The organism is Bacillus xiamenensis (assembly GCF_000300535.1).
Classification (GTDB): Bacteria; Bacillota; Bacilli; order Bacillales; family Bacillaceae; genus Bacillus; species Bacillus xiamenensis.
The window spans coordinates 38,687-59,498 of record NZ_AMSH01000002.1 but is presented as its reverse complement, the minus strand read 5'-3'; the positions used below and the strand labels follow the sequence as shown (position 1 = coordinate 59,498).

General features: G+C 40.4%; 22 protein-coding genes. 8 read left to right on the top strand and 14 right to left on the bottom strand.

Annotated elements, in window-relative coordinates:
• Positions 1-37: 37 nt before the first annotated feature.
• Positions 38-2,386 (bottom strand): FdhF/YdeP family oxidoreductase, encoded by a 2,349-nt coding sequence (locus BA1_RS01365; protein ID WP_008354909.1) that lies wholly within the window; start codon positions 2,384-2,386, stop codon positions 38-40.
• A gap of 82 nt (positions 2,387-2,468) precedes the next feature.
• Entirely contained in the window at positions 2,469-3,734 is a 1,266-nt protein-coding gene (locus BA1_RS01360; RefSeq protein ID WP_008354906.1) for an L-lactate MFS transporter, read from the bottom strand.
• A gap of 133 nt (positions 3,735-3,867) precedes the next feature.
• Here BA1_RS01360 and fdhD point away from each other — a divergent pair, with 133 nt between their 5' ends.
• Both fdhD and moaA read left to right on the top strand, forming a co-directional pair.
• Positions 3,868-4,656 carry a formate dehydrogenase accessory sulfurtransferase FdhD gene (gene fdhD / locus BA1_RS01355; protein ID WP_008354904.1) on the top strand — a complete coding sequence of 263 codons (789 nt, stop codon included), beginning with the start codon at positions 3,868-3,870 and terminating at the stop codon, positions 4,654-4,656.
• A gap of 10 nt (positions 4,657-4,666) precedes the next feature.
• Positions 4,667-5,674: a GTP 3',8-cyclase MoaA gene (gene moaA, locus BA1_RS01350; RefSeq protein ID WP_034738170.1), complete on the top strand. Its 1,008-nt coding sequence runs from the start codon at positions 4,667-4,669 to the stop codon at positions 5,672-5,674.
• A gap of 254 nt (positions 5,675-5,928) precedes the next feature.
• Here moaA and rpsN read toward each other — a convergent pair whose 3' ends face one another.
• The 4 genes from rpsN to BA1_RS01330 all read right to left on the bottom strand — a co-directional run bounded on the left by rpsN (position 5,929) and on the right by BA1_RS01330 (position 8,208).
• Positions 5,929-6,198 (bottom strand): 30S ribosomal protein S14, encoded by a 270-nt coding sequence (rpsN, locus tag BA1_RS01345; protein WP_008354900.1) that lies wholly within the window; start codon positions 6,196-6,198, stop codon positions 5,929-5,931.
• A gap of 16 nt (positions 6,199-6,214) precedes the next feature.
• Positions 6,215-7,411 carry a GTP-binding protein gene (locus BA1_RS01340; RefSeq protein WP_008354898.1) on the bottom strand — a complete coding sequence of 399 codons (1,197 nt, stop codon included), beginning with the start codon at positions 7,409-7,411 and terminating at the stop codon, positions 6,215-6,217.
• Positions 7,412-7,493: 82 nt separating this feature from the next.
• Entirely contained in the window at positions 7,494-7,643 is a 150-nt protein-coding gene (rpmG, locus tag BA1_RS01335; RefSeq protein WP_003214771.1) for a 50S ribosomal protein L33, read from the bottom strand.
• A gap of 142 nt (positions 7,644-7,785) precedes the next feature.
• Positions 7,786-8,208, bottom strand: coding sequence for a DUF5362 family protein (locus BA1_RS01330; protein ID WP_008354895.1), 423 nt, complete (start codon positions 8,206-8,208; stop codon positions 7,786-7,788).
• Positions 8,209-8,737: 529 nt separating this feature from the next.
• On the opposite strand from BA1_RS01330, the gene BA1_RS01325 reads away from it, so the two are divergent.
• Positions 8,738-9,142, top strand: coding sequence for a hypothetical protein (locus BA1_RS01325; RefSeq protein ID WP_008354893.1), 405 nt, complete (start codon positions 8,738-8,740; stop codon positions 9,140-9,142).
• A gap of 46 nt (positions 9,143-9,188) precedes the next feature.
• On the opposite strand, the gene BA1_RS01320 is transcribed toward BA1_RS01325, so the two are convergent.
• Positions 9,189-9,698: a hypothetical protein gene (locus BA1_RS01320; RefSeq protein ID WP_008354891.1), complete on the bottom strand. Its 510-nt coding sequence runs from the start codon at positions 9,696-9,698 to the stop codon at positions 9,189-9,191.
• A 98-nt stretch (positions 9,699-9,796) separates the two neighbouring features.
• Between BA1_RS01320 and BA1_RS01315 the strand changes: the two genes are divergently transcribed.
• Genes BA1_RS01315 through BA1_RS01305 form a run of 3 tightly spaced genes read left to right on the top strand, consistent with a single transcriptional unit; the run spans position 9,797 to position 12,685 of the window.
• The gene (locus tag BA1_RS01315; protein ID WP_008354888.1) at positions 9,797-11,587 is read left to right on the top strand and encodes an ABC transporter ATP-binding protein; all 1,791 of its coding nucleotides are present in this window, start codon (positions 9,797-9,799) and stop codon (positions 11,585-11,587) included.
• Position 11,588: 1 nt separating this feature from the next.
• Positions 11,589-12,158: a MauE/DoxX family redox-associated membrane protein gene (locus BA1_RS01310; RefSeq protein ID WP_008354886.1), complete on the top strand. Its 570-nt coding sequence runs from the start codon at positions 11,589-11,591 to the stop codon at positions 12,156-12,158.
• Positions 12,155-12,685, top strand: a complete 531-nt coding sequence (locus BA1_RS01305) for a TlpA family protein disulfide reductase (protein WP_008354884.1) — start codon at positions 12,155-12,157, stop codon at positions 12,683-12,685. The genes BA1_RS01310 and BA1_RS01305 overlap by 4 nt, the downstream gene beginning before the upstream one ends.
• Before the next feature lie 186 nt (positions 12,686-12,871).
• On the opposite strand, the gene BA1_RS01300 is transcribed toward BA1_RS01305, so the two are convergent.
• A complete protein-coding gene (locus BA1_RS01300) occupies positions 12,872-13,369 on the bottom strand; it encodes a GNAT family N-acetyltransferase (RefSeq protein WP_034738194.1) in 498 nt (165 codons plus the stop codon).
• 127 nt (positions 13,370-13,496) lie between these two features.
• Between BA1_RS01300 and BA1_RS01295 the strand changes: the two genes are divergently transcribed.
• A complete protein-coding gene (locus BA1_RS01295; protein ID WP_008354880.1) occupies positions 13,497-14,393 on the top strand; it encodes a stage II sporulation protein SpoIIQ in 897 nt (298 codons plus the stop codon).
• Between the two features lie 86 nt (positions 14,394-14,479).
• Here BA1_RS01295 and BA1_RS01290 read toward each other — a convergent pair whose 3' ends face one another.
• The 5 genes from BA1_RS01290 to BA1_RS01270 form a co-directional block, all read right to left on the bottom strand.
• The gene (locus BA1_RS01290; protein WP_007497589.1) at positions 14,480-14,827 is read right to left on the bottom strand and encodes a P-II family nitrogen regulator; all 348 of its coding nucleotides are present in this window, start codon (positions 14,825-14,827) and stop codon (positions 14,480-14,482) included.
• 18 nt (positions 14,828-14,845) lie between these two features.
• Positions 14,846-16,054: an ammonium transporter gene (locus BA1_RS01285; protein WP_008354877.1), complete on the bottom strand. Its 1,209-nt coding sequence runs from the start codon at positions 16,052-16,054 to the stop codon at positions 14,846-14,848.
• A 193-nt stretch (positions 16,055-16,247) separates the two neighbouring features.
• Positions 16,248-16,988, bottom strand: a complete 741-nt coding sequence (locus BA1_RS01280) for an amino acid ABC transporter ATP-binding protein (protein WP_008354875.1) — start codon at positions 16,986-16,988, stop codon at positions 16,248-16,250.
• 10 nt (positions 16,989-16,998) lie between these two features.
• A complete protein-coding gene (locus tag BA1_RS01275; protein ID WP_008354871.1) occupies positions 16,999-17,661 on the bottom strand; it encodes an amino acid ABC transporter permease in 663 nt (220 codons plus the stop codon).
• A 60-nt stretch (positions 17,662-17,721) separates the two neighbouring features.
• Entirely contained in the window at positions 17,722-18,600 is an 879-nt protein-coding gene (locus tag BA1_RS01270; RefSeq protein ID WP_008354869.1) for a transporter substrate-binding domain-containing protein, read from the bottom strand.
• A gap of 184 nt (positions 18,601-18,784) precedes the next feature.
• Here BA1_RS01270 and BA1_RS01265 point away from each other — a divergent pair, with 184 nt between their 5' ends.
• Positions 18,785-20,170 carry an MFS transporter gene (locus BA1_RS01265; RefSeq protein ID WP_008354867.1) on the top strand — a complete coding sequence of 462 codons (1,386 nt, stop codon included), beginning with the start codon at positions 18,785-18,787 and terminating at the stop codon, positions 20,168-20,170.
• 38 nt (positions 20,171-20,208) lie between these two features.
• Here BA1_RS01265 and BA1_RS01260 read toward each other — a convergent pair whose 3' ends face one another.
• Positions 20,209-20,808 (bottom strand): undecaprenyl-diphosphatase, encoded by a 600-nt coding sequence (locus BA1_RS01260; RefSeq protein WP_034738166.1) that lies wholly within the window; start codon positions 20,806-20,808, stop codon positions 20,209-20,211.
• Between the last annotated feature and the right edge of the window lie 4 nt (positions 20,809-20,812).

Sequence of the window (20,812 nt, the reverse complement as noted above, 5' to 3'; positions counted from 1 at the left end):
GGGAGACAAACCCCCAGCTGTTTTTTTTAGTTGAAGATTAATTTAAAGTCGTTTCTAATTCATCAATTCGTTTCTCCACGTAGTGCTGATCTTTTCTTGCATGAAAGGTTTCGGCTTTTTCTAATATTGCAGTGGTATTATATTCTGGAATCTGTGAATAGCTTTCATAAACTCCTTTTGGTATTAAAACGTTCCCTTCAGGCCAATAAACAGCAATATTTCCACGTTTCAGATCTCCGAATTGAGCAACTCCTTGATAGGACCCATATTGATTAAAAAGGACAACTGGATCTCCTTCATTGATATAAAGCTCTTTTGCATCTTCCTCGTTCAACAAGATAGAATGCCGCTTTCCGCCATTAAAGGCATCCTTTTCACTGTAAATCATTGAGTTGAATTGCTTACCTCGTCTTGTCGTGATGTTGAAATGCCCCTCCGTTTTCCGATATTGAGGCAGCTGGGCAGGCAGAAGGTGTCCTTTGCCATCCGGTGTTGGACACACGCCATCTTCGCAAAGCCAAGCGCCTCCCCATTGAAAGACGTCCCCTTTATGACGCAAATGCTGTATGCCATCATAGTTTCGATTTGCGATGGCGATCTCACGACGAATGGCTTCAGCATTCTCAAAATGAATCAGCTCGGCATCTTTTGGACGAACCCTTTTCGCAAGATCAATATAAATGTCCCATTCAGCTCTGGCTTCTTCAATACGAGGTCCTTCAATTTCCGGGCTGAAATACACCATGCGCTCCGTACTAGTTGATGTACCTCCGCCTGGCTGTTCATATCGTGTCATAGCAGGCAGAACAATCACGGTCTCTTCTGCTTCTACGAGTGTAGAGGTGTTCAAAATAATATCTTGATGGACACGGAGTTCAAGCTCAGATAATGCCTTTTCAATCGCTTCTGGATTTGGCATCGTTTCTAAAAAGTTTCCACCGCTAGTAAACAACATCTTGAGCTTTTGCGGGTGTTCTTTTGGAAGAGTCATTTTCTCAAATGATTGACCAATGGTGTCACCATGCCATTTTGGAATGTCGAATCCCCATATCTTCTCAATTCTTTCAATATTCTCTTCATCAAAATCACTGCCTGGCAACACGAATGGATCGGCGCCCATTTCTCCTGAACCTTGGACGCCGCTATGTCCGCGAATAGGCATGACACCACAATGCTTTCTGCCAATAAATCCACGTAACATGGCAAGATTTGCGACTTGTGATATATTATCAGTTGCAAAACGATGCTGGGTGAGGCCCATACTCCAAATAAAAACACCTGAATTGGCATTGGCAAGAAGTACAGCAAATTCCTTCATTCTTTCCTTAGATAAGCCTGATGATGCTTCTAGATCCTCCCATTTCAACTGATCGACATGTTGCTTTAAATCCTGTATGCCGGTTGTATGTGCTTGAATAAATTCATGGTCAAGAGCGGAATGAGGAGCATGCTCCTCCATGTCAAACCAATGTTTGATGACGCCATTCATAAATGCAATATCGCCGCCTATATTGACTTGGTAAAAATCATCAGCTATTTTTGTGCCGAATAATGCACTCTCTGGAATAGAGGGAACCCAGTACTTTTCCATCGCAGGCTCTTTATATGGATTGATGACAATAATTTTAGTCCCTTTCTTTTTAGCGGCGTACATATATTTAGTAGAAACAGGCTGATTGTTTGCTGCGACAGAGCCCCAAAAAATCAATACATCCGTTCCAATCCAATCACTGTAATTACAGCTGGAGGCACCTATACCAAGAGAACGCTTAAGAGCGGTTTTGCTAGGTGAATGACAAATGCGAGAAGCATTATCGATATGATTTGTTCCTATAAATCGTGCAACCTTTGCCGCAGTATAATACACTTCATTTGTAATCCCTCTTGCGGTTAAATAGAAAGCGAGCTGCTGTTTATCAATTGAGTTGATTTTAGCTGCAATCTGATCTAATGCATCATCCCAAGAAATACGTGTAAAGGCATTATCACCTTTTTTTCGAATCAATGGATAGGGAATACGCCCAAGTTTACGAAGTGCGGTGCTGTCCATTTGCTTTAGCTGATGAATATCTTCGAACCATTTCGGGTCAATAGCTGGCATTGTGTTAAGACGAAGCACATTAAGCCTTGTGGTGCATATATGGGGCCCTGCAAGTGTCTGATCGTATAAACCTGATACACCAAGTGCACAGCCGTCACAAACGCCCTGTGTTAAAATACGGTATGCATAGGGGAGGTTATCTTTGTTCTCCCATGCCACCTTCATCGTATCTCGAATGTGTTTCGGTTTTACTTTTCCAAGCCCCATAGGAGCAAAAGAAGCCCATAGCTTTGGTGAGGGTTTTTTGTTAAGTTTAATAGGCCCCTTGTGTTTTGTTTTCCCCATGATATCATCACCCTCCGATTACCTTTTAATGCGTTTTCATATCTAAAAATTACCTGTAGATTGTGATTCTGTCAAATTCAAATTACGGACGGGCTGTGACAGAAGAAGTGGCAGTAAGATTTGATTCTCTAAGTTGTTTAATATCCCTCCGAATGAGAAGAGATATGATAAAAGCAATGAAAAATAAGCCGGAAAACACCATGAGGCTTTGTGTGTAATTGCCTGTTATATCTCGAATGAAGGACGAAAATAAAGGTCCTGCTAAACCAGCAGCGGCCCAAGCGGTGAGAATATAACCGTGTATTGCACCAAGCTGCTTCGTACCAAATAAATCTCCAATATAGGCTGGAATTGAGGCAAATCCTCCACCATAGCATGTATAAATGATCGCCATCACAATTGAAAAGATGAGCGGTTCTTTTAAGTATGGAAGTAAGGGAAAAGCAATGAGCTGAATACTAAAGAAAATTGTATACGTATTTGGTCTCCCGATATAATCAGAGAACGAAGCCCAGCCGATTCGTCCCAGGCCATTAAAAGCACCTAAAATACCAACAAGAGTAGCTGCAGCGCCTGCGGTGAAGCCAACACTTTCTTGAGCAAGCGGCGACGCTACTGAAATAATGGCAATTCCGCACGTGATATTGATAAAGAGCATAAGCCACAAATAATAAAAGCGCCGTGTTTTGATCGCTTCATTTGCTGTGAGCTGTGATAAATCTTGAGGAATTTTTTTTCGACTAGTTTTCAACACGTCAAATTGTTTGACGTCATCGGGCGTGGGTGGTGATAAATAAAGAGATGAGATGACCATGATGATAAAATAAGAGATTCCAAGAATATAGAAGGTATTTGCTATATCAACTTTTTCAATGAGATATTGAATAATTGGACTGCAAATAAGAGAAGCAAAACCAAAACCCATAATGGCTAAACCGGTTGCGAGTCCTCTTCTATCCGGAAACCATTTGACTAATGTTGATACAGGAGCAATATAACCTACACCTAATCCTATCCCAGCGAGTACACCATAAAATAAGTAGAGGAGAGGTAATGAAGACATGTGGACAGCAAACCCTGATCCAGTCATTCCAATACCGAAGAAAATAGCTGAAAAGAGCCCCGATGCCCTTGGACCATACTTTTCAACGAAATGTCCCATGAAAGCAGCCGATAAGCCTAAAAATAAAATGGCAATGCTAAATGTAAGGCTTATTTCTGTTAATGACCACTGAAAGGTTTGATGTAAAGGATTCGTAAAAACACTCCATGCATAAACAGATCCAATAGATAAATGAATTCCCACAGCACTTGTAGCGATGAGCCAACGATTTTTTGATTTGTTCATTGTGTTCCCCCCATATAAAGCAATCAAAAAGTTTGATAAGATAGAAATATGTTACATTTTTATGACTTTTTAAAATAATATCACAATTTGACTGGTTCATATAACTAAATTTGTGTTGAAAGGAAGATCAGTCATGAATCCTTCTGTTAAAAAGAAACGAGTCATTCAACAATATCGCGACGGTCAATTTACCTGCAGAACAGATGAAGTTGTAGAAGAATTTCCTTTAACTGTGCTGGTGAATGGCGAAGAGTTTGTAACACTCGTTTGTTCCCCAGATCATTTGAAAGAATTGGTTATCGGTTTTTTAGCCTCAGAAGGAGTTATTCGATTTGAAAAAGAGATTAAAAGGTTTACAATAGATGAAAGTATGGGTTTTGCATATGTTGATTTACATCACTCAAGTCATTTTCATTCATCAGACTTTACCAAACGAGTGATTGGATCTTGCTGTGGGAAGGGAAGGCACTTTTATTTTCTTCAAGATGTGAAAACGGCAAAAACAGCGATTGATCGAATCAACATTCCTGCTGAAACCTGTATTCATTTAATGAAATGTTTACAAGAGGAAAGCCAATTATTTCAACATACTGGCGGTGTGCATAATGCGGGACTGTGTGACACAGAAAAGCTATTCATTACTAGAACGGATATAGGACGACATAATGCTTTGGATAAAATCTATGGATATTGTTTACTTCACCGAATCCCACTGAGAGATAAAATCCTTGTATTTAGCGGCCGCATTTCGTCTGAAGTTTTGTTGAAGGCAGCAAAATTAGGAGTATCGATTGTGATATCAAAATCAGCTCCTACTGAGCTAGCGCTGAAAATGGCAGAAGAATTAAATATAACAACAGTTGGATTCGTTAGAGGAGAATCTTTTAATATCTATACTCATCACCAGCGTATTACAGAATAGGAGGCAAAGTATGGGCAGTATTTTGGATAAAAGACATCGACCATTGCGCGATTTAAGAATATCGGTAACTGATCGCTGTAACTTTAGATGTACGTACTGTATGCCTGCTGAAATCTTTGGACCAGATTATCCTTTTTTGAATAAGGAAGAGCTGCTTAGCTTCGAAGAAATTGAACGACTTGCTACCCTTTTTGCAAAGGAATTAGGTGTGGTGAAATTACGTATTACGGGCGGAGAGCCTTTAATGCGTAAAGATTTGCCCATCTTGATCGAAAAGCTTGCAAAAATTCCAGGTATTGAAGACATCGCTATGACGACTAATGGAACGCTTTTACCTTTATACGCTGATAAGCTAAAGAAAGCAGGTCTTCACAGAGTCACCATTAGTTTAGATTCTTTAAATCCAGACCGTTTTAAGCAGATGAATGGAAGACAAATTTCCATCCAAAAAGTGTTTGATGGAATTGAGGCTGCAAAAAAAGCTGGACTTGCCATTAAGATCAATATGGTTGTCCAAAAAGGTGTGAATGATCAAGATATCTTACCAATGGCAGCCTATTTTAAAAAAGAAGGACACATTCTACGATTTATTGAATTTATGGATGTTGGCAATACGAATAAATGGAACCTAAAGCATGTGCTGACGAAAAAAGAAATGATAGAGCTGATTCATTCAAAATATCCTATCAAACCAAAACCCCCTCGGTATAAAGGTGAAGTAGCCAATCGTTATTTTTATGAGGATGGTTCAGGAGAGATTGGCATTATCTCTTCTGTTTCAGATGCTTTTTGTGGATCGTGTAATAGAGCTAGACTATCTGCACGTGGCGAATTATTCACCTGTCTCTTTGCGTCATCTGGTTTTGATCTGAGACGAATCATTCGTACGACAGAAGATGATCAATATCTAGTGAACACATTGAAGGAATTATGGTCAAACAGACATGATCAATATTCAGCTGAGAGAGAACAGAAGAAAGATCAGAAAAAAGTTGAGATGTCCTACATCGGTGGGTAGTGACAACAAAGTATCATGAACATTGATTTTTGAAAAGCAGAGAAAATGTCATAATCATTGTTGGAAATCTCATTTTAAAAAACAGGACAAGTTATCTTATAAGTCCATCAGCATAAAAAAACAGCAGAGATTCTGCTGTTTTTTAAAATGCAATTTTTCACCTCGAAAATGCAGAGGTAAGGTTGGAAAAGAGGTTTTTATTCATTTTGTGCTGCTTTACTTTGACAGGAACTATGATAAGATCGAATCAATCTTTACCAACTTGATTTTTTCACTCCGGGGATCTGTCCTTTATGGGCAAGCTCACGAAAAGCAATTCGAGACATTTTAAATTTTCTCAAGTAACCTCTAGGACGGCCCGTTAATTCACAGCGATTTTTTAAGCGAGTGGGGGAAGAGTCTCTAGGTAATTTCTGCAAAGCTTCATAGTCACCTTTTTCTTTCAACTCTTTTCTTAATTCTGCATATTTCAAAACAAGCTGCTGCCGTTTTTTTTCTTTTGCTATTTTTGATTTCTTTGCCACTTAAAACCCTCCTGGTTTAATTGTGTATTTTCCATTGAAAGGGGTCTTCAAACGTTGTCCAGTCTTGATCAAATTCTTCAGGTGTAAGTAGGCATTGATCTAGTGTACGAATCATATCTGCTTTAGGTAAATCTACACCGATAAAAACAAGTTTTGTATGTCGATCACCAAACTCTGCGTCCCACTCATCTAGAATTTCTGGTTCCTGATTTAAAACGCGTGCTCTTTCTTGCTCCGGCAAGGCAGCAATCCAGTATGCAATGGGTTCAATCGCAACGGATTTCCCGGCTTGTGAAATTAAAATGGTTAAATCATGGTGCGTAGCTAGCCATGCAAATCCTTTAGCACGAACGATCTGCTCCGGCATATGATCTAACCATGTATTCAGCCTGCCAGTATGGAAAGGGAGCCTTCTTTCATAAACAAATGATGAGATTCGGTATTCTTCTGTTTCGGGCGTGTGCTGAGAATGTCCAGCATTGATTTCTTTTATCCATCCTGCAGAAGCACTTGATTTTTCAAAATCGAATAAACCAGTATTCAAAATGTCACTTGGCTGTATATTACCTTTTGAGGTTCTAATAATAGTTGCTTCTGGTTGAAGTGTGGTCAGTACATGCTCCAGTCGATCTAGTTCTGCTACTGATACAAGATCACATTTATTGATAATCAGCACGTTACAAAATTCAATCTGATCAATAAGTAAATCGGAAATTTCTCGTTCATCATCATCGGAAACAGCTTCCTTGCGATCCAATAAACTTTCTCCTGATTGGAAATCAGTCCAGAAACGGTTTGCATCTACCACTGTTACCATCGTGTCTAGCCTGCAAAAGCGTGTCAAATCTATGCCCATTTCTTCATCAATGTAAGAGAAAGTTTGAGCGACAGGGATTGGTTCACTAATACCTGTAGACTCAATGACAATATAGTCTATATTACCAGCTTTACAAAGACGCTCTACCTCAATTAATAAATCCTCTCTCAATGTGCAGCAAATACACCCATTAGAGAGTTCAACAAGTTTTTCATCTGATCGAGAGAGCTCGCCGCCTTGCTTGACTAATTCCGCATCAATATTAATTTCGCTCATGTCATTTACAATAACAGCTACTTTTAGCCCTTTACGGTTCTGAAGAACATGATTTAATATCGTTGTTTTTCCAGCTCCTAAAAAGCCGCTTAATACTGTGACAGGTATTCTCTTATTCATTGGTTTTTGTCCTTTTTGAAAACGATCATTTTGTTTTCCCCCTCACTTAAAAAGTAATTATTACGATTTAAATTGTGAAAAATCATTTTGTTTCTCTATGAAGTGTATATTTCTTTAATCGTGGAGAATATTTTTTTAACTCCAATCGGTCTGGATTCGTTCGTTTATTTTTTGTTGTGATATAGTTTCTGTCACCTGTTTCAGTACAGGCTAAGGTGATTTTCACGCGCATAAGTGATATGATCCTCCTTTAATTCGTAATGGTTACGATTTGTATTTTAAAATGATAAAGGTTGATTGTCAAGCTAAGTATCATGATCAATGCCAAATTGCAAAACAAAAGGAGTATCAAATTGAATTGATACCCCTCTTCATTAATAAAAGTCACCGAGTTCTTCTTCATAATGATCATCGTACTGTTGAACATCACTAGGAAAATCTTGGAGAAAGGCTAATCCACCTAGTATAAACATCAAAATGATAGCGATGAACGAGAGAATAACTGCGGCAATACTTGAAATGGCAAACAGTGTCTGCATTTTCATCATTTTAGCATATTGTTCTAATAGTTCTTCGTAAGAAGTATCAGGCGCTTGAATCAATTGTTCAGCTGCTCTCACAGATTTTTGAACATGAACGCCCATCATAATGAGAAAAACGCCAACGGCAGCAGGAAGAACTAACCAAAATCCTATAAGGATAGACAGCCCGCCCGAGATATAGAGAAAGATGCTGCCAACCTTTCCCCACTTTGTTATTGAATGAAGAGACTGAATGATTTTCTCAGTTTGTTGCAATTGTGTTCACTCCTTTATGTATTCACTCTCTATCATACTTGACCCAGCAGTACTTTAGGAAGATCGAATATTGAGCAATAGCCTTTTTTTTTCTATCTTTACTCATCTATTTATGGATAAATAAATTATTTCTGAATAAGAAAAAGGTAATAAATACTAGATTTTTTAAATTAAAATTATGTCATAAATTAGAATAATAGTTAAAAATAATTAGTAAAATTATCAAAAAATGTTGTTAGTTGTATTTTAATTGGTTATTATTGTGTTGTAATACCATAAAAATTGGAAGGTGGAATTTATATGTTAGATCGTTTTTTAAACAAAATGACCAATGTTCAACCTGCAGCTGCTCGATGTATTTTGCAAAGATTGGTGACTTCTTGTCAATCAGCACCAACTTGTTTCCTTCAAGGCGTTGGAACTTTCCGTTACTATGTGGATCGTGACACAGGTGAGATTTGTACTAGCCAAGAACGCGTTAAATGTGGCTGCTAAATTTAAGTATTTCACTTATTAGGATGTGAACGCATTGAGCATATCTTCAATTTCATTCGTAACAAATGCTACTATGCAGACGTCGGTTAGCCGTCAAGCGGGCCAAACATCAAATTCTTTTTTAACCCAAGCAGCGCAAATTGTTCAAGGTGACCACTCTCCAGAAGAGAGAAAGGCATTATTTCAACAACTGGCTTTGGTTCAGCAAGGAAAAGATTTAGAGCTTCATGTGTCTAAATTAAAGGAACTAGAGAAAGAGGTTCAAAAAGAGGGGTCTTCTTCGTCCGTTACTGTGAATCAGCATGGTGATCAAGTTGACATTTCAAATGAAGCTCGCAGTGAGTTTGAACAAGCTGAGGAACAAGTATCCGCTTCAAGCGAAGCTAGTGAAATGGCTGCGGAGGAAAAAGAAAAGGATGTTCAGCCAACACCAAAATAATAAAAAATGAGGCGTGTTTGATATTCTTCACATGCCTCATTTATCTTTAGTTTGCAGGCCGCCTTGAATAAAGACCATCTGGAAAAGGTGCTGCATATGAGATTGTTTCATCATCTTCTACCATGATGTAATATGGAAACTCTTGGATTTGAAATGCGTCTATTATTTGTTCGCCCACTGGGATTATTCGCATGTTAGTTTGGTTATCACGATATAATTCTTGATCTTCCTTTTGTCCATTCTTCAACAAGATACTAAATGAGATGTTTAATTTACGCTGCTTTTTCGTTTCTAGGAATTGTTCAAGTGATGGGATGCAGTGCGGGCATGCTGTGTCAGTGAAAATCAGTAATTGCTGCTTGCTATTTGTTTGCAGCAGATCATGTATTTGAATGGGTGATGGTTGTTCGAGAAGCGGATGCGCAAGTTTTTGTCCAATATGTTCGTTCGGTAAGATGATAAGCTGCATCTGCTGTTTTAAATAGATGATGATTCCGACAGTGAATAAAAGGGTGCAAAGTATCAGAGCGATTTGTAAAAGAAAGATTGAATTCATTGCATATCGTCCTCTCAATGTGAAGTTGCGCAAAGCTATCATAATACAAATATCAAAAATATGTCAATTATACTAAATGGTGTAAGGTGGAGCGTTTGATGAGTACAGTGAACCATTGTTTATATGCAATCTCCTATACTTGGAAAAAAAGTCGTTCATATCTTCTTTTAACCTTGTTGATTCAAGTGATCGTTGGTTTTATGCCTTTGGCTAGTGTCTGGATTATTCAAACATTGATTAATGAAATTATTTTATTTATGACGTCTTCAGGTGACATCCAAAAGGTTTTGTGGTTATTTGGACTGCAAATGGTCATTGTGATTTTAGGATATGGGCTTCAGTTCATTCTTCAGCTTAGTCAGCAGAGAGCGACAAATTTGATTGGTCTGCATTTGAAGGGTGAATTGCTTCAAAAAGCGATAAGGCTCCCGTTTATTACGTTTGAACACCCATCTTTTTATAATGAAAGTCAACGTGTGATGAACAGTCATCAGCATGTTCTCAGTATGGTCAGAAGTATTTTTACAATCATGAGCGCGTTGATTACTGTTGTATCACTTCTTATCTATATGGTGGGTATTCACTGGGGCTTGGCGGCCATTTTGTTCGTGTTTACCTTGCCTGTATTGTGGATTGAGCTTTTCTTTGGAGGTGCGCGTTATCGTTTAAACCGTCTGTTAACTGCTAATGATCGACGAGAAATGTATGTGTCCGATCTTGTAGCGCAACGAGATTCTCTAAAAGAAATACGTTTATATGGAATAGGGAATTATCTGCTTCAAAAGTGGAAAGGTCATTATGTCAAAAGTGCAGATGAGAAATATAAATTGCTGAAACGGCAAGTTCGCTGGGAGATGGCAGGCGGGTTGCTCATGACATTTGCCTATATGTGCTGTGGGCTTTTGATTGTCTATCTTATTTTTCAAAAAAGATTAGCAGCCGGGACATTTGTCGCAGTGCTGCAAGCTGTACAGAACATTCAAAGTGGTTTTCAAGATTTAACGAGGGAATGTTCTAGTTTATATGAGACGAGCCTTTATGTTGATGAAATGAGATCATTCCAAAAGAGGGAAGAGGAACATCATGAACAGGCAGCATCGCTTCGGAGAATTGATCATATCCAGTCCATCACACTAGAAAATCTTTCTTTTACTTATCCAAATATGAAAAAGCCTGCTATTGAGCGTATATACTTTCATATGAATAAAGGTGAACGCCTTGCATTAGTAGGGGATAACGGTTCTGGTAAAACCACTTTAATCAAATGTTTAACCGGATTATACGATCCAGATCAGCCGAATATGCACAAAGTCAATGGTGAATCTATTTCGACTATTAATAAAAAGACATATCACGATAGAATGGCGGTTCTGTTTCAAGATTTTATGAAGTACGAATTCACTGTGAAAGAAAACATAGGGTTTGGTCGTATCAATGATATAGATGATGAAGAGCGGTTGATGTCAGCTGCCCGGCAAGCAGGGATAGAGAAAAGAATTAATCAAATGGAAGACACATATGATGCGCAACTTGGTCGTTTTTTTGAAGAAGGGCATGAACTGTCTGGCGGACAATGGCAAAAGCTTGCGATGGCGAGAACCTTTTTTAGAGAAAGTGATTTTATCATTTTAGATGAACCGACTTCGGCTCTTGATCCATTGTCGGAGATTTCACTCATCCGTAAGCTATTCGATCACACGCAAAATCAAGGTGTTTTGTTTATTACACATCGTATGGGAGCGGCCCGCTTAGCAGACCGTATCATCGTCATGAAAGATGGTGCTTTCATTGAAGAAGGGAACCATGATGAACTGATGGCGTTACAAGGTGAGTACAAAAGGCTTTACGAGGCACAATCTCAACTATTCCAACAAAAGGAGATGGTGTAAGGTGAGTGTCTTTTATTTCATAGGTGTCTATTTACTAGGAATCATTTTTGCAGGTGCATGGCTCGATAAAGTAAGAAAGCAGACAGCACATGTGCAGCAGATGAAGGCTTATCGTCTGCTACCGCCTTCTTTCGCAGGACCTATGTTTTATTTATTCTTGTTGATTGAATTGGTGTGTACGGTTCATTTGTTCATATGGAACATGTCTGTCGTACCTGCATTTGGGCTTACAGCCCTTTTATGTATCTATACTGGAGCGGTCACGTTCAATTTGTTAAGAGGGCATCATGATATTTCATGCGGCTGTGGAGGGCTTCTTGAAAACGATCGCCTTCATTGGGGAATAGTGATCCGTAATCTGTTGATGCTTGCTCTTGTGGTTGGGTTATTTTATGTACACCCTTATGTAGATACGATGCCATGGCACTTAAACATCATTTGTTTTCTCATTGCAGCAGCTGTCTGTTTCATCATAGCGCTCAGTCAAGAAATTATGCTGTTCAAGCGAAAGTGGATCAATCAATTCGATATTGAAAATGAATCAATGATAGAAGGAGATAAAATGAAATGACGGATATTCTATTAATCATTGTGTTATTGATTGTCATTGCTCAGCTGGCGGTGGTGTTTCTGCTTGCCCGTTTTATCGGAAGGTTTATGAATAAAATAAAATCCTTTGATGGGATTGAATTGAAGGAAGCGGATGTTGGTGAGCCGGCGCCGTTATTTCGAAGCTATACGCATGAAGGCGAAAAGGTGATGTTAAAGGAATATTTGCAACATGGGAAAGGCGTGATGCTGTTCTTTGTGAATTCTACCTGTATGACGTGTAAAAGCATTTTAGCTGATATGCAGCACTCATTTTCACGTGATGATGTTCATGTCATTTTTATAAATGGCGATGAACAAGCGGATGACGATTCGCTGCTACAATTGCTGCCTGCACAAGCCGTATATATACGTTCTTCACAAATGGTGGAGCTGTATGGGGTAACGGTTGTCCCGCAAGCGATTCTCATTGATGAACAAGGAATCATTTTGCAAAGGAAATCGCTTAAGAATGCAAAACAATTTGAACAGCTCTTACAAGCCTCATAAAAAAGCGTCTCTTTCTTTAAGAGACGCTCCAGCGTGTAGACAAACCCTCGCATCTTTTGTCAGTCCTGCGCTCGGTGCTCACGAATGTCAAATTCGCTTTGCGTTAGTAACTCGTCCTTCCTAGACTTCAAGGGCGTTCCATCACGCTTGAAAAGAAGAGCTGAAATAAAGATCATTTTCGCTCGTTTATAATTCTTTTCCTAATATATCTAAATCGTACCTGTTACCGTCCATTTCTGCGATGCGCGGTAAGTGTCCCCATGTCTCAAAGCCGTGTTTTTTAAATAATCGAATGCTGGCTTCGTTGTGGCCGAAAATAAAGGCAAGTAATGTTCGGATGCCTAATGAGGGCGCCAATTCGATGGCCTCTTGTAAGAAAAGAGAGCCTAAACCTTTTCCGCGATAGTCTTGGTTCAAGTATATACTCATTTCAACGGTTCCGTTGTATGCGGGTCTGCCGTAAAACGTTTCAAAGCTGAGCCAGCCGTAGATATTGCCTGCTTCATCTGTTTTCACATAGAGAGGTCTTTTCTCTGAATGATTTAAAAACCATTGCCGGCGGTCCTCAACTGTAACAGGTTCTGTATCGGCTGTAACTTCTCTTGAAGCAATCGTTGAATTGTAAATATCGACAATCGCTTTGAGGTCATCTTCTGTTGCAATGCGGTTGAAAGTTTTCACAATAAAGTCCTCCACCTTTTTTCATTCATCATACATATTATTGATGTGATTGCGCAAAATAAAAAGAAAAATGATTTCGTGTGTATATATTTTTTGAAAAGTGTTCAGAATGTTGCTGAGGTGATGAAAAATGAGAGAGGAAGAAAAGAAACGTACTTCCAAAATCACAAAAGTTCAGCAATTTTTCCGTAAGCGCTGGGTATTCCCTGCTATTTACTTGGTCAGCGCAGCGGTCGTGTTAACAGCCGTTCTTTGGTATCAAGCTGTATCAAAAGATGTGAAAGACCAACTATCTGATGGAAATCAAACAGGACAAGAACAGCGTGATGATGCCGTTGAAGTTGGAAAGCCAATTGAAAATGTTGCCATGCCGGTCCAGAATTCTGATAATGTTTCTGTCGTGAAAAAGTTCTATGAAGCAGATGCTGATCAAAAAGAAAAAGAAGCAGCACTTGTAAACTATAATAACACCTATACCTTAAGCAAAGGTATTGATCTTGCAGATAAAGATGGCAAAGTGTTTGATGTCACAGCTGCTCTTAGTGGAACTGTCGTTCAGGCGAAAAAAGATCCAGTTCTCGGTCATGTCGTTGAAATTGAACATGAAGATGGATTGTCAACTGTTTATCAATCGCTGTCTCAAGTAAGTGTAAAAGAAGGCGATGAAGTGAAGCAGAATGATGTCATCGGTGCTTCTGGTAAGAATCTATATGGTGCTGAAAGCGGCAACCATGTGCACTTTGAAATTCGTATGGAAGGTTTAGCGCTCAATCCACTTAACTTCATTGATAAGCCTGTTTCTACTATTGAAAAAGCAGCTCAAGAAGTGACGGAAGAAGCAAAAGAACCTGCTCAGCCAAAAGCTGATGAAAAAACGAAGGAACCTGCTGCTGAAGATAAGGCAAAAGAGCCGGCTGGAGAGAAAACCGAAGAAAAGTCTGATGAGAAGGGGAAATCCTCTGATCAGGAAAAGTCTTCAGATTCATCTAAAGACAGCAGTCAGTCAGAAGAAACCAAACAATCTTAATGTCTTGTAAGATCCTCTGTGTAGATGCGTACGCAGAGGTTTTTTTCTGTCTTCAAAAAAACCTCCGCCATTTGGCGGAGGGGGTGCTATAACGCGGCAGGTCCTTCTTCACCTGTCCGAATGTTAATCGTATTTTCTATTTCATATATAAAAATTTTCCCATCCCCTGGTTCGCCTGTGCGAAGTACCTTTTGAGCTGTTTCAACAACCTGTTCGACAGGTACTTTGCTTAGGACGATTTCGATCTTTAAACGCTCGTATACATTGCTTTCCTTTTTGACGCCGCGGTATAGTTCTGTATGTCCCTTTTGTAAGCCGCAGCCGTGCACATTTGAAAAGGTAATAGAGGTGACACCAATCTTTCCAAGCTCCACCTTTAATGTTTCAAAATTAGCTGGACGTGTGACAATCTCCACTTTATACATTTTACTCATAGAGACACCCCTTCTTCTTTAATCTTGATATGCTTTTTCGCCGTGCATCGTTAAATCAAGACCGACTGATTCTTCTTCTTCAGTTGCGCGAATCTTGAAGAAGATATTGACGATTTTGATGATCACGTATGTGACGACCGCAACAAAGACATAAGTGGCAACAATGGCGACCACTTGCTTCCAAAGTAAGCTTGGATCTCCATAAAATAAGCCATTGGCTCCGCCGTCATTGACAGATGTTGTCGCGAAAAGACCTGTGGCAATTCCTCCCCAAGTACCACCAATTCCATGAAGTCCGAATGCATCCAGTGCATCGTCGTAGCCGAATTTGGCTTTGAGTGAGAAGACTCCCCAGAAACAAACGATTCCGCCGATCAATCCTATTATAATAGAAGCAAACGGTGTAACAAAACCTGCGGCAGGTGTAATGGCTACAAGACCAGCAATGGCTCCAGAGATGGCGCCTAGCATCGTTGGTTTTTTGTTGATCATCCACTCGACTAACAGCCAGCCGATGATTCCTGCGGCCGCTGCTGTATTGGTGTTGATAAAGGCATACATGGCGACGCTGTCTAAAGTCAGGGCACTTCCAACGTTAAAGCCAAACCAGCCAAACCAGATGACAGCTCCGCCAAGAAGTGTGTAAATTAAGTTATGTGGGGAAGAACTTGCCGCTTCTTTTCGCTTTCCGAGAACAATCGCAACGACTAGACCGGCAACACCGGAAGAAATGTGAACGACGTTTCCGCCAGCGAAGTCAAGCGCACCCATTTCTCCAATCCAACCACCGCCCCAAACCCAGTGTGCGACTGGAGCGTATACAAATGTGACCCAAAGGAGTGTAAACACGACTACTGCTGAGTAACGAATACGTTCAGCAAAGGCGCCTGAGATGATGGCTGTGGTTAAGACGGCAAAGGTCATTTGGAACATCATAAACAATGAATGTGGAATGGTATCGCTATATGAACCAGGCTCGAAGCCAACGCCTTTTAGTCCAACCCAGTCAAAGCCTCCGATCCATGCATTGCCTGGCGCAAAGGCGAGTGAATAGCCAAACACAATCCAGACGATAGAGACAATGGCTAGTGATGTTAAGCTGTGCATGGTCGTACTTAACACGTTTTTACTTCTCACAAGTCCTCCGTAGAATAATGCTAAACCCGGTGTCATTAACCACACGAGTAGTGCGCAGAAGAACATAAATACTGTATCACCCATTTGCATGCTGCATTCCCCCGAATCATTCAGAATTAAAAGATTTCTTAATTCTTCATTATAGAGAGAAAAGTCATATATAACATATTCATGTAAGTTTATCTCACATGGTTTTTTAGTCATTATCAATATAAATGGAAGAAAAGTTCGTAAAAAATGAGAAAAAACGTGTGTGGATCGCTAAAAATAAAGGGCATTTGACCTATAAAATGGAGCTGAGAAACAATTTGGTTCGCTCCTCTCGAGGGGAATCGAACAATTCTGCTGGGATGCCCTCTTCGATGATACGACCTTCGTGCATATAGACGACTCGGTCGGCTACTTCTTTTGCAAAACCCATTTCATGTGTGACAATGACCATTGTCATGCCTTCTTTTGCGAGGATTTTCATGGTAAGCAGCACCTCGCCTACAAGCTCTGGGTCAAGGGCGGATGTAGGCTCGTCAAATAACATGACATCAGGCCTCATGGCGAGAGCTCGTGCGATGGCAACGCGCTGCTTCTGACCGCCTGATAGCTTAGAGGGGTAGACGCTGGCTTTATCCGCAAGGCCGACTTTTTCTAACAGGATATTGGCTTCAGCGATGGCCTGTGCCTTCTTTGTTTTCTTCACCATCACAGGTGCTTCAATAATGTTTTCAAGTACGGTTTTGTGAGGGAAGAGATTAAAATGCTGAAACACCATGCCTATTTTCTGCCTCATTTCGTTTAATTGATCTCGTTTTGGATGAACGGGACTGCCATCAATGATGATCTGACCGTCATTTTTTATTTCTAAAAAATTCATACAACGGAGCAAGGTGCTTTTCCCAGAGCCGCTTGCACCAATTAAGACGACGACATCATTTTCATATACAGTAAGATTGATATCCTTTAAGACATGTAGCTCCCCAAAGTATTTATTGAGATTTTCAACACGAATGATTTCCTGCGATTCTGTCATGCTTCTCCTCCTAATGATCACTGACTGAAAGTTTCTTTTCAAAGGTTTGCACAGCGAATGTTAACAGCAGGACAAGAACTAAGTAATAGACAGCGACAACCAGTAAATAGGTCATATTGTCAAAGCTGTTGGAGCCTTGAGTGGTCGCTACGTTGAATAGTTCATTGACGCTGATAAAGGCGGCAAGAGATGAGTCTTTTAAGCCGATAATAAACTGATTGCCAAGTGGGGGAAGGGCACGCCGCATCGCTTGCGGGAGAATGATGCGTCTCATGGTTAAAAAGCGTCCCATGCCAAGAGAACGTCCTGCCTCTTTTTGACCTTGGTCAATTGATTGGATAGCGCCTCTGAATATTTCTGCTATATAGGCACCATTATGGAAGGCAAGGGCAATAGAGGCCGCCCAAAAGTCAGGTATATTTAATTCCGTGAGTCCAAAATATAAGATGAAAATTTGCACAATGAGTGGCGTCCCGCGCACAAGAAAGATATAAGCATTCGCGATATATCCGAAAACCGCCACACGGGATATTTTCATTAAAGCAAAGAAAAGCCCGATGAACATACCGATGAGGATGCTGATCACAGTCAGTTGTAAGGTCAGTAGCATCCCTTCTAAGAAAACGCCTCTAGACTCAATCAGCGTTTGGAAAAAGTGTGATAGGGTAGGCAAAACAAATCATCTCCATTTGAAGAAAGTGCGCCTAGAGTAGAAGGGCGCACAATCGTGGTTTTAATCTTGTTTGACGGTAATATCTTCGTCAAAATACTTCTCGCTAATTTGTCTTAATGTTCCGTCTTTTTTTAGTGCATCAATCGCATCGTTGATCTCTTCTATCAGTCCTTTATTGTCTTTAGAGACAGCGATTGCTTGCTCGCTTTGTCCGAGTCTTTCTTGCGCTTCGATTTTTAGTTTTTTCTTCATGGCTTCTGCACCTGTGGCGAAATCAGTGACGACCGCATCGTGTTTACCGTTGGCTAGTGCTTCTAAAGCGACAACATCACTGTCGTAATATTTTGGTTCTTTCCCGCTATGTTCTTTCGCAATATCAGCATAGGACGAGCCTTTAGAGACAGCGATCTCTTTGTCTTTTAAGTCATCTGCACTTTGAATGTCTGCTCCAGGTCGTGTGAAGATTTGCGGACCGGAGTAGTAATAAGGTTGAGAAAAAAGGACGTGTTTTTTTCGTTCCTCATTGATGGTATGACTTGCAACTGCCGCATCAAATTTCCCTGATTTGACGCCTTCGACGATGCCTGCGAATTTATATTTTTTCTGTACAGGCTCGAGGCCGAGCTTGTCACTAATCGCATTGCCTACATCAATATCAAAGCCTGACATCTGGTTTCCATCCATGTAACTGAATGGGTGAAATTCACCTGATGCTGCAAAAATAAACTTTCCATCCTCCAAAATCGGTGACCCTTTCGCTGTAGAATTACGTTTATCTCCGTTCCCATTCGTTTCATTTGAACCACACGAAGACAGAAGTAATACTGCAACTGAGAAAAGGGCTGGGACCCACAACCGTCTTTTTTTATGAATTGGCTTTTCCTCCTTTTCAGCCGTTCTCCATATAAGGAGAAAGTAGGCATTTTCATATGTGTGCATCTTACCATTTGAACCTTTTATTCTCAATTTTATATGTGTTTTTCCAGCACACACCCTTTTTAGAATGTATGACATGCTTTTGTGAGAGAGAACTTGAATTGCTTAGGGTAAAAAAGGGAAATGAATCTCATAATAACGGAAGAACAGGCCAATAACATGCCATTTTACAAGGAGGAGCCGGTGTATGAACAAATGGAAAAACAACCGGAAAGTTTTTTTAACTGCTATCGCATTTGGAACGATGTTAAATCCACTGAATTCCTCGATGATTTCTTTGGCCTTGCATCAAATTCAGCATGAATTCGGTTTGTCGTTTACGACGGTATCCTGGCTCATTTCAACCTTTTATTTGGCCAGTGCGGTCACGCAGCCAGTGAGCGGACGGATTGGAGATCATGTGATGAGCAGGAGAACCTTATTTTTATTTGGACTAGCTCTAGTGGCAGTCTCAGCTATTTGTGCCCCGTTTGCCCCGACATTTGCTGTGCTGATTGTGATTCGGCTGCTGCAGGCGATTGGAAGCAGCGCGATCTATCCTTCTGGCGTCGGGCTCATTCGGGATCATGTGAAGGAAAGACAGGCTTCGGCTTTAGCGGTATTGTCCATCTTTGCTTCAGCGATGACAGCGCTTGGGCCAACGCTTGGCGGTTTTTTAATGACAATTGGCAGCTGGCCGGCGATCTTTTTAGTGAATCTGCCATTTATATTGATCAGTTTTTTCCTTGGTCTTTCTTTATTTCCTAAGGAGAAGAAGAAAAAGCTTCGCATAGGAGAAATGGTACGTAAGCTCGATTTGCCAGGGATGCTTCTTTTTACAGCTTGTATTGTATCGCTGCTTTCATTTTTATTATCATTTGCTGATGGTATTCAGTATGTACAGGGCATTCTCTGTCTTTTGAGTGCAGGTGCTTTTGTTTGGTGGGAACACAAGGTGGATGAACCGTTCATTCAAATTCGGATGTTTCGAAAAGAGAAGCGGCTGTCACTTGTGTATGGGCAATTTATCATTTTGAATATTTTCTTCTATTGTCTCTTTTTTGGTTTGCCTAGTTATTTTCAGGATGAATTGGGCTGGCGTGTGGAGATGACGGGTCTCTTTATGCTGTGCATGTCTGGAATGAGCATCATTGTATCGCCGCTGACTGGAAAGTGGGTGGATCGCGGGGATGAACGTCATCCTGTTTTAGCAAGTGCTGTGCTGATGCTGGCCGGGGCTTCAGCCATGACTTTCTTTTTTATTCCTGCGCCGTTATGGGGAAAAGGAGTGGTCCTTTCATTGCTTGGAGTGAGTTACGGCATTGGGAATGTTGCGCTTCAAGCTGCGATGCTAAAAGCAAGCCCTCAGCAAATGATTGGCACGTCATCTGGACTTTTTCAAACATGCCGGTACCTTGGTTCCATTTTGTCATCTGCCGTGCTTGGGATGCTGTTTGGTGAGGAAATTGCGGGTTCTCATTTTGAACAATTAGGCTGGACATTGATCATGATTTCTCTGATCGGTATTGGTGTCAGTCTTTACTTTTCAAGTATGGTCAGAGGAAGACAAACAATCAAAAAAGCGGCTGGATAAAGGAGAAGAGACATCTTCATCACTTTATCACAAGCCGCTTAAGAGTTGGACAGGTCAGAGCCTTGATCCTTTTGCTTCCTTCTGAATATTTTTCCCAAAATGGCCTCGTAAAATGTCACGATGCGATCAATTGGAGAGTCAAAGAACTTCCATAATTTATTCATGATGAAGACAACCACAATGGATACGATTAAGCTGCCTAAAACATCAAATGGATAATGGTGGCCGACCCAGATGCGGGAGAACCCTGTAAGTAATCCAAAAACGAGCAATATGTTGCCGAGCTTTTTATTACGGGATCTAATGGCTAATGAAAGAGCCAGTGCGCCTGTTGTATGGTCACTTGGGAAGGAAGCGTCTGCTGAGTGCGGGATGAGTGTGTCGACTTTATGCGCCACAAACGGCCGCTCTTCATAATAAAACAGCGTAATGGCAAAATTGACGACAAGTGCCACGATGCCTGTTACACCGGAAAAGAAGACGTGCTTCTTAAATGTGTGATTACCTAAAAACCAGCAAATCAATAAGACAAGGGCATACACGAGAAGGGCCTTTTTTGTAATGAAAATCATGGTCTGATCTAAAAACTCAGAATGATGAGCCATCCCGTGTATGACTTTAAACAATTCGTAATTCAAAACA